At 56.9% G+C, this 13,486-nt stretch carries 10 protein-coding genes; 5 read left to right on the top strand and 5 right to left on the bottom strand.

Annotated features, from left to right (window positions below; translation table 11 throughout):
• Together B2M20_RS15005 and B2M20_RS15000 are read left to right on the top strand one after the other, a co-directional pair.
• The coding region (locus tag B2M20_RS15005) for a DUF983 domain-containing protein (RefSeq protein WP_139372922.1) at positions 1–196 on the top strand (196 nt) is incomplete at its 5' end.
• Complete coding sequence (locus B2M20_RS15000; protein WP_079447856.1) at positions 193–951, top strand: SURF1 family protein; 759 nt, start codon at positions 193–195, stop codon at positions 949–951. The genes B2M20_RS15005 and B2M20_RS15000, both read left to right, overlap by 4 nt.
• A gap of 756 nt (positions 952–1,707) precedes the next feature.
• On the opposite strand, the gene cyoD is transcribed toward B2M20_RS15000, so the two are convergent.
• From cyoD to B2M20_RS14970, 5 genes are all read right to left on the bottom strand, one after another.
• Positions 1,708–1,986: a cytochrome o ubiquinol oxidase subunit IV gene (gene cyoD, locus B2M20_RS14995; protein ID WP_079447855.1), complete on the bottom strand. Its 279-nt coding sequence runs from the start codon at positions 1,984–1,986 to the stop codon at positions 1,708–1,710.
• Positions 1,987–2,046: 60 nt separating this feature from the next.
• Positions 2,047–2,661 (bottom strand): cytochrome c oxidase subunit 3, encoded by a 615-nt coding sequence (locus B2M20_RS14990; RefSeq protein ID WP_079447854.1) that lies wholly within the window; start codon positions 2,659–2,661, stop codon positions 2,047–2,049.
• Entirely contained in the window at positions 2,658–4,631 is a 1,974-nt protein-coding gene (locus B2M20_RS14985; RefSeq protein ID WP_079447853.1) for a cbb3-type cytochrome c oxidase subunit I, read from the bottom strand. The genes B2M20_RS14990 and B2M20_RS14985 overlap by 4 nt, the downstream gene beginning before the upstream one ends.
• Positions 4,632–4,987: 356 nt before the next feature.
• Positions 4,988–6,409, bottom strand: a complete 1,422-nt coding sequence (locus tag B2M20_RS14975) for an ArnT family glycosyltransferase (protein WP_244553539.1) — start codon at positions 6,407–6,409, stop codon at positions 4,988–4,990.
• Between the two features lie 217 nt (positions 6,410–6,626).
• Positions 6,627–7,373, bottom strand: a complete 747-nt coding sequence (locus B2M20_RS14970; protein WP_079447850.1) for a hypothetical protein — start codon at positions 7,371–7,373, stop codon at positions 6,627–6,629.
• A gap of 741 nt (positions 7,374–8,114) precedes the next feature.
• Between B2M20_RS14970 and B2M20_RS14965 the strand changes: the two genes are divergently transcribed.
• The 3 genes from B2M20_RS14965 to B2M20_RS14955 are packed head-to-tail and all read left to right on the top strand — an operon-like array spanning position 8,115 to position 13,353.
• On the top strand, positions 8,115–9,011 hold the full coding sequence (locus tag B2M20_RS14965; RefSeq protein WP_244553538.1) for a c-type cytochrome: 897 nt from the start codon (positions 8,115–8,117) through the stop codon (positions 9,009–9,011).
• Complete coding sequence (locus tag B2M20_RS14960; protein WP_079447848.1) at positions 9,011–12,655, top strand: nitrate reductase subunit alpha; 3,645 nt, start codon at positions 9,011–9,013, stop codon at positions 12,653–12,655. The genes B2M20_RS14965 and B2M20_RS14960 overlap by 1 nt, the downstream gene beginning before the upstream one ends.
• On the top strand, positions 12,649–13,353 hold the full coding sequence (locus tag B2M20_RS14955) for an FKBP-type peptidyl-prolyl cis-trans isomerase (RefSeq protein WP_079447847.1): 705 nt from the start codon (positions 12,649–12,651) through the stop codon (positions 13,351–13,353). Before B2M20_RS14960 ends, B2M20_RS14955 begins: the two co-directional genes overlap by 7 nt.
• Positions 13,354–13,486 lie beyond the last annotated feature (133 nt).

Raw genomic sequence — 13,486 nt, 5'->3', positions numbered from 1 at the left:
ATTCATCGTCGTCGCCGCCGCACTCGTCGTCGAAGTCAAGTATCAGCCAGCCCTCTGGATCCACGCTGCTCTCTGGATCCCAACAGTCCTCGCTGTTACGCTGTGGCCCTTGCGCGCAATGAAATCGCTCCTGATCAGCCTCCAGTTTCATCACAAGGCTGCTGAGGGACGCGTAGTCTCTCGTAATCGCCTATGAATGCCTCCCGCCGTCGCGGTAGCAGCGCCGGCCTCGGCCTCGGCCTCGTTGCGCTGGTCATGGTCGCCGTGCTCGTCGGTCTTGGCGTCTGGCAGTTGCGGCGCGGGGCCGAGAAGCACGCGCTGATAGCAGCGCTCACCGAGCGATTGACCGCCGCGCCCATCGCCTTGTTCCCGCCGGCAGACTGGGCGACATTATCGTCGGTCAGGGATGAATTTCGCCGGGTGAGTTTTTCGGCGACCTACGAAGCGCGACCCGACGCAATGGTTTACAGCTCCGGCTCGGCTGTGCGCCCGGATGTTGGGCTTGGCACGTGGGCATTTCTGCCCGCGCGACTGGCCGACGGGAGCGTACTCGTTGTTAATACGGGCTTCGTGCAGAACACCACGCAGGATCGCAACCAGCAGGATCGTGCGGTGAAACCGTTGGTGACGGGACAGCCCGTGGCGATGACGGGTTATCTCCGCTTCCCGGAAGAAGCTGGCGCCCTGACTGCGTCTACCAGCCGGGACAAGCGGCTGTGGTTCTCGCGCGACATAGGCGCGATGGCACAGGCTCTTGGCTGGGGAAACGTTGCACCGTTTTACATCGACCTTGAGACGCCGGCACCTGCGAGCGGCGTTCCCAAGCCTGGCCCGCTCGATGTGCATTTGAAAGATGATCACCTTCAATACGCCATCACCTGGTTCGGTCTCGCGGCAGCTGTGCTTTTCACTTTCGGCTTTTGGTGGCGCAGCCAACACCGCTCGACGTAGCTCGCAATTTCTCCCCGAATCGCCACGGATGCCTTGTCGTTCATATGTCGTCGGCGTGATGATCTCTGCAAACATCTCGGTGATGTGCTGGACCGATTCGGATCGCTTCGGCGGCTTTTGACCGAGCGACCACGCAACTGATTGTTTTGGTAGGAGAGTTGCGGGTTCTTGTGGGACTGTCGGGCGACGTCGGCACCGGTTTGCGGTCAGGACACGACGCGTGAAAGCAAGATAGCGGATCTCCACTCGAGTTCCATCAAGCTGGGTCAACGCGTCGCAGCAATCCAGCATCGCAGGCACCGCGCAACCGAGCGAAACGCTCGGGTTGACTCGCCCGCCCAGACCGCAAGCGCGGTCGATAAAGCCTCTCGGGCTCCAACAGTAAGCGTTTCAATGCGTATCGACCCCGGATGCCTCCCCATTCGCGGACACGATGTCGCTTCGTTCCGTCGTCGGCTCTGCGTTTCAGAACGTGCTGCCCGCATGCCCTTCCAAGGGGGGCTACCCGGAAGGGCTGTTCAACCATGTCGGAGCTACAGGTCAGCAAAAGGGGCGGCTGTGCTCCGAATGTTGTCCTAATTGACCGACATTCGACAACACCGAGGGCCAGGGTTCGAGCGCCGGCAAGCTGGCCAATACCCTTCGATTTTTGACCCTGTCTGTGTATCGCTGGTGATTGAGGATGCAATCAGGGTGGCCGCGCTCCGATCGCCGTCAGTTTTGCGGGTCTTTAAGATATCGCGGTGGCACCACCGACTATGCAGTGCGGGAACCGATCAACATGATCCAAATCGTACCGCCGACTAGGACAAAGAGCACGATAGCGGCGAAGCAGAACGCGATCAGTTTGTCTTGCGACGATGATTTCAAGTCGAGATGCAGGAAGTACCGCAAGTGGACAACGACCTGCGCAACCGCAGCGATGGCGATGACGACCAAAGTTTGTGTCGGAGGCAACGTGCGGGTGGCGACGAAGCCGAATGGAATCGCGGTGAGCATCGACGCTAGAACGACGCCGACGAGGTACGATTTCATCGAGACCTCCCCGCGACGTAAACGTTTGACCTTTCAGACGATTGCGGCGCTGCTGCCATGCTAGAGAAGCCTGGGCAGGTAAATGAATGAGAAGATGTTGATCCATACGATAACGAGGAAATGCCAGAACAGGCCCAGGCGATAAAGGCGCGAGGCGGCGATGGGGGTGAGTCCGCGCAATGCGATTTCGCATCCCAGCAAGACAATCCAAACCAGGCCGAAGCTGACGTGGGCTCCGTGGGTGCCGATCAAAGCGAAAAAACCAGAAAGAAAGCCACTTTGCCACGGGCCGGCATTGGCGATGGCCATGCCATAAAGCTCCGAGATCTCCATGACGACGAAGCTGAGCCCGGAAATAGAGGTCATCCCCAGCCAGACGATCGCGCGCCTGCGTTGCCCGGCTGATATCGCAACGCTGGCGAAGCCGAAGGTCGCACTGCTCGCCAGCAGGAGCATGGTTTCCGCGAAGATGCGGGGAAGCAGGAATAACGTGTGGGTCGATCCGTCTGCGGTATTTCGCGCCATCGCAACAAAGATCGCGAACAGCAGCGCGAAGATAATCGCATCACTCATTAGCCAGAGCCAGAAGCCGTAGGTCTTCTCCTCGATAGCGCGTTGGGCTGATTCGGCATTGGTTTCATCGCCATGATCGGCGGTGATGACGGCATCTGTCACGTCCGCGCCTCACGTCCGAGTGCAGGCGAGACGCCACGCCGGCTTTCGATCGCCTCGACTTCGCTCGCGGGGATACGTTGGCCGGCATGATCATGGAACGTCTGCGAGAGTACCGCGGCAAAAATGCCTAGCCCGCCAGCGGCGGCCAGCCACCAGATTTGCCAGATCATTGCAAAGGCGAACACGAACGACATCGCGCCAAGCATGATTCCCGCGCTGCTCTTGCCGGGCATGATGATGTCATGAAAGCGCGCGGACCTGTGGTCCAAAGTTCCCGCCTGCTTCAGGGTCCACCACGGATCAATGCCCTGCACGTGCGGCACGGCGGCGAAGTTGTAGGTCGCAGGCGGGGAGGCGGTTGCCCATTCGAGCGTCCGGCCGTTCCATGGATCGTTGCTTGAGGCAGCAAGCGTTTTGCGGTCACGAATGCTGACGCCGATCTGGATGGCCAGGAAGGTGACGCCGCATACGATGAAGAGGACGCCGGCCTGGGCGACGATAAGATACGGCTGCCAATCGGCGACGTCGCTGCGATTGAGGCGCTGCGGCATTCCCATGAAGCCGAGAATGTACAGCGGCATGAAGGCCAGACAGAAGCCGACGATCCAGCACCAGAAGGCCCGTCTGCCCCACTTTTCCTCGAGACGAAAGCCGAACGCCTTTGGGAACCAGTATTGATAGCCGGCGAAATAGCCGAACAACGCGCCGGGGATCAGCAGGTTGTGGAAATGGGCCACTCGGAACGTGGTGTCGTGGATGCTAGGCGGTATCACCGCGAACAAAAAGCCCGTGATACCGCCTACGAGGAACGTGACGATAAACCCGAGCGTAAAAAGCATCGGCACCGAAAATTTTACCTGGCCAAGATAGATCGTGAGCGACCAGCAGACGATTGTCACGATAGTGGGCACGGCAATAAGCGGAGCCGCGCGGCCAAAGAAGGCATTCACGTCGACACCGGAACCGATAGTATAAAAATGGTGCAGCCAGACGACTAATGATAGCCCAGTAATGGCGACCATGGAGTAGACGAGCGACTTATAGCCGAACAATCGCCTTCCCGAGAATGTTGCCACGACTTCCGAATAGATGCCACAAGCCGGCAAAATCAGAATGTAGACGTGTGGATGCCCCCAGATCCAGAACAGGCTGATGTAGTTCAAGACGCCATCGCTTCCGGCAAAAAATTGCGTGCCGAGATGACGGTCGAGGCCAAGCAGCGCAGCGGCCACGATCAAGGATGGATAGGCAAATATGATCAATATGCTGGCGCATAGCGCTGTCCAGGTAAACAGCGGCATCATCATCAATCGCATCCCTGGCGCGCGCCGCTTGACGATCGTGACGAGAAAACAGATTCCCGCCAGTATCGAGCCGACGCTGCTGAGCAAGACTGCCCAGATCCAGTAATCGACGCCGACGTCCGGACTGAACTGCATTCCCGATTGGGGCGGGTACGCGGTCCAATAGGCGGTGGAGAACCTGCCGACGACGAGCGAGATCATCACCAATGTCGCGCCGGATACTGTCAGCCACAGGCCCGCCGAATTCATGAACGGAAACGCCACCCGGCGCGCACCGATCTGCTGCGGAATAACAATGCTGAACAGGCCAAGCACAAACGGCATCGCCACGAAGAACATCATGATGGTGGCGTGGGACGTGAAGATCTGATTGAAATGGTCCGGCGGCAGATAGCCGTGCGGTTCGAATGCAAATGCTTGCTGGGTGCGTATCATCAGTGCGTCAACGACGCCGCGCACCAACATGATCAGCGCCAGAATCACGTACATGATGCCGATCTTCTTGTGATCGAGGCTCGTCAGCCATTCAGACCACAGAAAGCGCCATCGACCGAGCCACGTGATGATTGCGACCACGCCCAGTGCGCCGCACACGACGGTCAGCGCTCCTGCCATGGCGACGCCGCTATAAAACGGCAGGGCGTCAATCGTCAGCTTACCGAGCATATCAATTGGTCTTCGGACAGGGAGAGGCTGCCGCGGTCCGTGACAAAATCAGACGGTGCATACTCAAGTCTTTCGAGAGTACTGAGTAGGGCCACGAGGTCAATTGAAATCGCAGGGGGATCGCCGCGATGATCGCAGTAGCTATACAAGACTTTGAAAATACTGATGAATTATCATCATATCGTTGTTTATCTGCGCTGGAGGTCGAAAGCAGGTTGCGCCTGCGAACCGCCGTCCGTCTGACGACGGATCGTAGCCGACGAAGGTCCGAATTTGGGCAGACGTGACTGCCGCCGCGGACAGTGTGTCGGACCAGAGACTGACATGATCGCAACCGCTCGTGAAATCTGCATAGTTCATCCTGGAGGGATGATCTCGACGATGTTGTAGCGAGTTTTACCGGAGACGACATTACCCTTTTCGACAAACTGCAACTCGGGCCTCATCTGAAGCACGGCGCGCTGATGCTCGGGACGTAAGACTGCGATGGCCGAGGTGGTCAGTTTAGCCAGATCGTCTAACGCGACTGCGCTTATTGGTTCTCTCACATAAACCAGCATGTTGTGATCGGTCGAATCTCCGCTTGCTATGTAGAGAGGTCGCTCCTGAAGGGCGGCAGCGATCGCCTGGCCCGCCAGACGGCTCTCCTGAAAGAGGTGCGGAGCGATGGGCATCACCATCCAGCCTCTAACCAGCAGCCCGCCAAAAATCATACAGGTCACGACCAGTGCAGACACGATGACCCTGGGATGGCTGTGGCGCCAGTTCTCAAACATCAGCCCACAGATCACTGCTAACGTCATGGTTCCTGGCATCGCATAACGTGCAGCCACTTTGCCCGGCCAGACCAGGAGAACGAGGGTGCAAACGACAGAGTACAGGACCGCGGCAAGCAGCAGGTCATGCTGAGTATTATCTCGCCATCTGCGGACGGCGATCATGATTGCGGGGCCTATCAGGATGGAGCCCGGCAGGAACTCAACAGCCAGGCTCTTGGCGAAATCCATATGTCCGAGAATCGTCGTCAGGCCGGTAGTCGTCTGCGTCAGACGCGAATGGGCTTCCCAGGTACCGACATCACCCGGCTTATAAACGAGGCCATACCAGGCCCCAATGATTAATCCGGCGCCAATGTTCGCCGCGACAAATGCTGGAATCTGATCGCGCTGTTTCAAAAGGATGTAAGCGCCAACGCCAAGAGTGAAATAAGCAACTTCCTGCGGCCCCTTCGTCAGGCCGGCAAGTGCGACCAACATACTGATACAGAGCCATCGGCCGGTGGTTAGTCCCTCATCGCGAGTTCCCTGCCACCACACGTAAAACGCGCCGAACAGCAAGACCGAGAGAACGATGTCAGGTTCGGCATTGATGAATTTTGGCGCGACAACGGGCATGCTGATCCAGCAAAGTGCGCCGAAAATCGCGGCACTCTTGCCAGCAACAGATCTGAGCAAACTGTAGATCAGCAACGCCCCGGCGAGGAAGAAGCAAAGGTGAGGGATGCGCAGCGACCATAGCGTGACGTCGCCAGTTGTTTCGCCAAAGAGTGCAGCTATCCAGGACAATAAAACCGGTCGCTCAGCGAACCGTTCGCCGTAGACGAAGGGGGTCAGCCCATGACCTGCTTCCAAGGCCCCGCGCGCGATGGCGATAATGCGTCCTTCCTCAAGGTTGGCAGCGCGGATAATCGTCGCAGGCACAGCCTGGACCAGGAAGAAGCAGACAACCCACAGGATCGGCCATCGCGACCTGTCCAAACCAGAGAAACCGGAGAGCATCCGTTCTCCAGGTGCAAAAGCGATGTCCCGTAACCGCCCGAAGGCTGAGCGCCGGCTTGCCTGATCCACGTGCACTTGTGTTTCTATGGAACCCACGTTTGCGCCAAATCATACGCGCGATCGGCGCATTCATGCCTGTCGAAAGACACCGGTAAAGCGAGCTCGATCTGGAACGGTCCCTTCACGGGCGCATCAAAGTTGGTACGATCTCGTCAAGCTAGTCATCTTGCGCGCCCTCCAGGTCCTTCACCTTGAGTCCGTGCTCGATGAAAAAACGGTATTGCCTGGAGTTTTCCTCGTAGAACGGTTTGTCTTCCACCGGCCCATAAAGCTCGAACGCGTAGTTATAGAACTCTCCGGATGGAGACTCATCTTTAACGGAGGCCATTTCCAAAATGACTCCAAAAGACGGCGCGCGAAGGACTTTCAATTGATCGATCAGCTTGGTCGCCGCCTTCTCGGACGTTCGCTGCAAATTCACCACCGCGGGCGGCCAATTTTGGTGATCCGGAAACGAACATACGACCGAATACAAGCGCGTGGCGGCAGGCGGTGAATTGGGATCGTTCGGATTATAGCTGCCCCGTTTATTCAGACCCGATGCCATCACCGTGCGGCCAGTCCTCCACGTGACTTCGTCGCCGCTCTTGAGCTTGACCGAAAATTCGGCATCGGCGGGAATCCAATGTTTGCTATCGTCTGCACGCGCAAGAATTCCGCCGCCGGCCTCCCGCGGACGCCACAAGATGAAGCACCAGTTGATAAAAACCGGGCAGATGCGAATGGACGATCCGATGCTGCGACCCAGCAGGCTGTGCCAGAACTCACCTTCTTTTGCGTTCTCGGCTTGGGCAAGTTCGGGCGATGAAGCCTGAAGCAGCTTCAGTCGCGGCACTTCCACGTTGCCAAGACTGCCAAGACCCGGATGGTCCTGCAGGAACGCGGGCAAGCGCGACTTAGCCATGATAATCTCCTAGGCCGTGGGGGAGGGACATTCCGACGCATGATCGAGGATTCCGTGCCGGGCTTCAACGTAATTCGGACTGAATACGGATTGCTGGATAGCCGCCGCAGTGAGGTCGGACTTGGGCGACCTTGGTACTTGGGTTGCCTTTAACGGTCTTGGTCTCGTCACGACAATCAGGTTCCGGGAAGCTGGTTCATGCTTCGGCCACCGTTCCGACGGGCCGCGACAAAATGAACCGCCGTGCAAGCGGTTGAGCGGTGGAGCAAACAGCTTCTTACGAGATCGCTGACAACCGCCAGCCTGCTTGCCGAATATTGAATCTGGCGGGTCGCGTTGTAGGAGGTTTGTTCATTATATCTGTTCATTGTAGATGGGCTTGCTAGCTGAACAGGAAGCGTAATCTGAGGGTGCACTGCGTCATTGAATCGGAAACAAAAGATAGTTGGTCGCGTTCTCCAACACTGCTTCCGCAGGACGAAAAAAATGCTCATTTCGAAGATCAACGCCCTTGCGCTTTCTAACGATTCTAGTCTAGCATAAACCTACCGTCGCCGATCATGTGGGTCTGAGAACGACGGGTCACGAGCGGGAAACGTCTGTTATCTAACAAAACTTAATGCCCGCCCGATCATATGGATCTGAGGACGAGGGATCATGAGCAAAAAGCCCCTAGCGTCGTGGCGATTTATGCCCGTTGTTGCGCTAGCTACGACAGCCATATGGGCAGCGTTGCCGACAGTGGCTAACGCAGCCGATGCAGCGGCCGGTAAGAAATTATTCGACGATAAGACATGCAGTGCATGTCACAGCATAGGCGGGGGGGATCTTGTCGGTCCCGACCTGAAAGACGTTACGAAAAAGCGTCCTGCCGAATGGCTGCATGAGTGGATCTCTAAGCCTGACGCGATGATCGCCAAGAAAGATCCGGTCGCGGTCGAGCTGCTCGGTAAATATAACGGCATGGAGATGCCCAATCTGGGGTTGTCCACTGCTGAGGTCGACAACATCATTGCTTTCCTGGAGACAGGTGGCGGTGGAGGATCCTCAGCTGCTGCGGCGCCGGCCCTCAAGGGTGATGCCGAAAAGGGCAAGGATCTGTTCACCGGTAATGATCGCTTCGCTAATGGCGGTCCCCCTTGTATGGCGTGTCACAGCACCGGCGGCCTCGGAGCTTTCGGCGGCGGAGCGCTTGCTCCTGATTTGACCACTGTGGCAAAGCGACTTGGTGGAGCTAGCGGACTATCTTCCTGGCTGGCTGGTCTGCCTACACCTACCATGAAAGCAGTTTGGACGAAGCAGCCGCCGACTCCGCAGGAGCGGGCAGACGTTGCTGCCTTCCTTGCTCAGGAAGGGTTGGCCGTGCGTTCGGCTTCGGCAATCTGGCAGCTGGCAGGATTGACCGGCTTGGGTGCTGTGATTCTGTTGTTGATCGCTGGTTTCAGATGGCGGAATCGCCTGAAGTTTGGTGTACGGCGGCCGATGATGGCTACGCCTACGACCGGACGAAGCACGGGTCCCTACCACGGCGGTTGGTTTACGGGTATGTATTCCGACGGTTGGATCGGAAGGTTTAAGGGAACTGACGGTAATAGTAATAGGCCTCGCGGCCGGACGAACGCACCGAGGAGACACTGATGAGCTGGATACTTGACCTCGTTAATCCCCGGGAGCGCAAGTGGGAAGAGTTTTACCGCAACCGCTGGTCTCATGATAACGTCTTCCGCAGTACGCATGGCGTTAACTGTACCGGTGGCTGCTCTTGGGCGATCTACGTCAAAGACGGAATCATCACCTGGGAAATGCAGCAGACTGACTATCCGCTTCTTGAGCGCAGTCTGCCGCCCTACGAGCCGCGTGGATGCCAGCGTGGTATCTCTGCGTCCTGGTATGTCTACAGCCCGATCCGGGTGAAGTACCCATATATCCGCGGTCCTCTTTACGACCTTTGGAAAGAAGCCAAGGCGTCGCATCCTGATCCGGTGCAGGCTTGGGCCTCCCTGGTTGGAGACGAGCAAAAGCGGCTTCGTATTCAGAAGGCGCGCGGCAAGGGTGGTTTCCGCCGTGCCAAGTGGGTGGAGCTGGTCGAGCTGATTGCTGCGGCTGCCCTATATACGGCCCGTAAGTGGGGTCCGGATAGGGTAATGGGCTTCTCGCCCATTCCGGCCATGTCGATGTTGTCGTATGCTGCGGGTTCACGCTTCCTTCAGCTCTTCGGCGGCGTAAACATGAGCTTTTACGACTGGTATGCCGACTTGCCGACGTCGTTCCCGGAGATTTGGGGCGACCAGACCGACGTGTGCGAAAGCGCAGACTGGTACAACAGTAAGTTCATTGTTTCGATGGCTGCGAACATGAACATGACGCGTACCCCCGACGTGCACTTCATTGCAGAAGCGCGGACCGAGGGTACCAAATTTGTGGTTCTCTCGCCGGACTTCAGTCAGATCGCCAAGTATTGCGACGAGTGGATTCCGCTTCAGGCGGGCCAGGATACGGCTCTATGGATGGCGGCCAATCACGTTATCCTCAAGGAGTACTATATCGATCGTCAGGTTCCGTACTTCATCGACTACGTGAAGCGCTACACTGACCTTCCGTTCCTTGTCGAGTTGGAGCCCAATGGGAACACTTACAAGACGGGCCGGTTGTTGCGCGCTAAGCGTGTTGCGCGCTACCAGGACGTCGAGAACGGCGACTGGAAGATGCTGGTGCTTGATGCCGGCACCGGTGAGCCCCGTGCGTTCAAGGGTCAGGTCGGTGACCGTTGGGGTTCTACGCATGGCAAGTGGAATCTGTCTGCTGAAGACACGTTGGATAACAGTCCGATCGATCCGGTATTGAGCTTTATCGATCAATCCGATGGTGTGGTGCAGGTTGGGTTTGACGACTTCGTGAATGGCAGCGTTGTTTCGCGCGGCGTTCCGGTTAAGCGCATCGCTACGGACAAGGGCGAGGTACTCGTTGCGACCGGCTTTGACATCATGATGTCTCAGTTCGGCCATAGCCGTGGTCTGGAAGGCTCGTTTGCAACCAGCTACGACGATGAAGATGCGCCTTATACTCCAGCTTGGCAGGAGCGTCACACCGGCATCGGCCGTGAGACGGCGATAAGGTTCGCGCGGGAGTTTGCGACCAACGCAGAACTCACGAACGGCAAGTCCATGGTTATCGTGGGCGCCAGTGCCAACCACTGGTACTACAATAACCTTTGTTACCGATCTGCGACGGTCGCCTTGATCCTGTGCGGTTGCTGCGGTGTCAACGGCGGTGGTATCAACCACTACGTTGGTCAGGAAAAACTTGCTCCCGTTGCGCCCTGGAATACGATTGCGATGGCGCTCGACTGGACCAAGCCGCCGCGGGTCGTGCAGTCGTCGACTTGGCACTATGCTCATAGCTGTCAGTGGCGCTACGAGCAGGAGTTTACGGAGTACGGCTTGACTGCGCCGAATCCGCGATGGGCTAAGGGTCATGCGATAGACCTGGAGGCGAAGTCGGTACGTTCTGGCTGGATGCCATTCACGCCGCACTTCAACCGTAACCCAATCGAATTGGCAGCCGAAGCCGAGCGTGCGGGTGCGAAGAGCACTGAGGATATCGTCACACACGTCGTCGATCAGGTCGCCAGTAAGAAGGTGAACTTCGCGATCGATGATCCGGATGCTGACGAGAGTTGGCCTCGGATGTGGTTCATCTGGCGCGGTAACGCGATCCAGTCGAGCGCTAAAGGTCACGAGTTCTTCTTGCGGCATTATCTCGGAGCTCACGACAACTCGATTGCCGAGGATCGTGCTAAGGGCAAAACGCATACGGTGAAGTACCGTGACGTGGCGCCACGCGGAAAGTACGATTTGGTTGTCGATCTTAACTTCCGTATGAACACGACGTCACTTTATTCTGACATCGTGCTCCCGACTGCCTTCTGGTATGAGAAGAACGACCTTAATACGACGGACTTGCATTCGTTCTTGCACGTGCTGGGACAGGCGGTTCCGCCGGTATGGGAATCGAAAACGGACTGGGAAATCTTCAAGCTGATCTCTAAAAAGGTCAGTGAGTTGGCTCCGCTAGCGTTCTCGAAGCCGGTTAAGGACGTGGTTGTTCAGCCGCTCATGCACGATACTCCTGATGAGCTGGCTCAGCCGGAGATTCTCGATTGGGCTGAGGGTGAATGCAAGCCGGTGCCGGGCAAGTCATTCCCGCACGTACGAGTGGTCGAGCGAGATTATGCGAACTTGTATAACAAGTTCATTTCGTTCGGTCCGAAGGCTCGCGAGGATGGCGTTTCTGCGGTCGGTGTAAACATTCCGATCAAGAAGCAGTACGACCAGATGCTTGATAATCCCGTCATGCCGATGCCGGATGCGAGGCATATGCGGTGTGTGGAATGGGGTGGCAAGCGGTATCCAAGTCTGGAAGATGTGCTTGACGCATGCAACACCTTGTTGATGTGTGCGCCTGAGGCAAACGGCGAGGTATGCTATCAGGGCTTCCATAACGAGGAGCATCATGTTGGTCTACCGCTTGTCGATATTGCGGAGCCCACTAGGGGTGTCTCTTCGACCTTCTACGATCTGACGCGCCAGCCGAGACGAATTCTTACGAGTCCCTGCTGGACGGGTATGACGAACGACGGTCGGGCGTATTCCGCCTGGTGTATGAACGTCGAGCGTTTGGTGCCTTGGCGTACGCTGACCGGTCGGCAATCTTTGTATCTCGATCATCAGTGGTACCTTGACTTTGGTGAGCATATCCCGACTTACAAACCGCGGCTTAATCCGCGCAAGACCGGTGATATTGTTAAGAGTCGGGTTGATGATCGTTCATTGGTTCTGAACTACATCACGCCGCATGGTAAGTGGAACATTCACTCTACTTACAAAGACAATCACCGCATGCTGATGCTATCTCGCGGCATGGATCCGGTGTGGATCAATGATAGAGATGCAGAGAAGGTCGGTATTGAGGATAACGACTGGGTCGAGGTCTACAACGACAACGGTGTGGTCGTAACGCGCGCCAACGTGAGCCGCCGAATTCAACCGGGTACTTGCATGTATTACCACGCAGTTGAGCGTACGGTGTACATTCCTAAGTCGCAGGAACGCAAGTGGCGGGGCGGTGGACACAACAGTCTGACGCGTACTCGTATCAACCCATTGTTCTTGGCTGGTGGATATGCTCAGTTTACATACGGCTTTAACTATTGGGGTCCGACTGGTATCTTCACACGCGACACCCATGTCGTCGTGCGTAAGATGGAGAAGTTGGAATGGTAGGCGATATCGCGACGCATGGTCACGATCATGATCACGACCATGATCACGATCACGATCATGAATCGGCTCCGGCGCATTTCGGCGCGCCTGAGCGGGTTAGCGTCGGGAAATACGTGACCATTAACTACACTCTGCGGACTAACGGCCAGATTCGTCACATTCGGTCAGCTGTGTGGGGCGATGAGCCGTTAGAGTATCAGCATGGGAGTGGACGTCTGCTACCTGCCCTTGAGCGCGCGCTCGAGGGTAGGGCTGCGGGCGAGCGGTTTGAAGTGACGTTGCCGCCTGAAGAGGCTTACGGAGAACGCGACAAGGCGTTGCAGCAGCGAGTGCCGGCTGAAACGTTTGGCGGTGTAGATCAAATTGAGCCGGGAATGTGTTTTCTTGCGCACAGCGACGATGAGCGTCGAGTTGAGAATGTGATCGTTACCGAGGTCGATGAGGATAACGGGTATGTAGTAGTTGATACGAATCACCCGCTTGCCGGCATGACGCTCGAGTTTGAGGGTAGCATCGTGGCAGTACGCGACACTCCAACTCCGGCGGGACACCAGCATATCGATCCGACAATAGCGAGCATGGGTGATGGACTTGCGTTGGCTGCTGCGCAAGCGACGGTGGATTCACGTCGCAAGCGAGGCGGTGAATCGTCAAAACCACCTGCGCCCGACACTGTCGATGAGAACGGCAACAGATAAGTGCGCAACGACAATCGAAAAATGAAGTCATAAGAACGAGCCATAGGAACGAAGGAGTATACACATGGACATCCGAGCTCAAGTTTCGATGGTCTTTCACTTGGACAAGTGCATCGGTTGCCACACCTGCAGC

Source organism: Nitrobacter vulgaris (assembly GCF_002028545.1).
Classification (GTDB): Bacteria; Pseudomonadota; Alphaproteobacteria; order Rhizobiales; family Xanthobacteraceae; genus Nitrobacter; species Nitrobacter vulgaris.
This window is presented reverse-complemented; position numbering and strand designations above follow the sequence as displayed.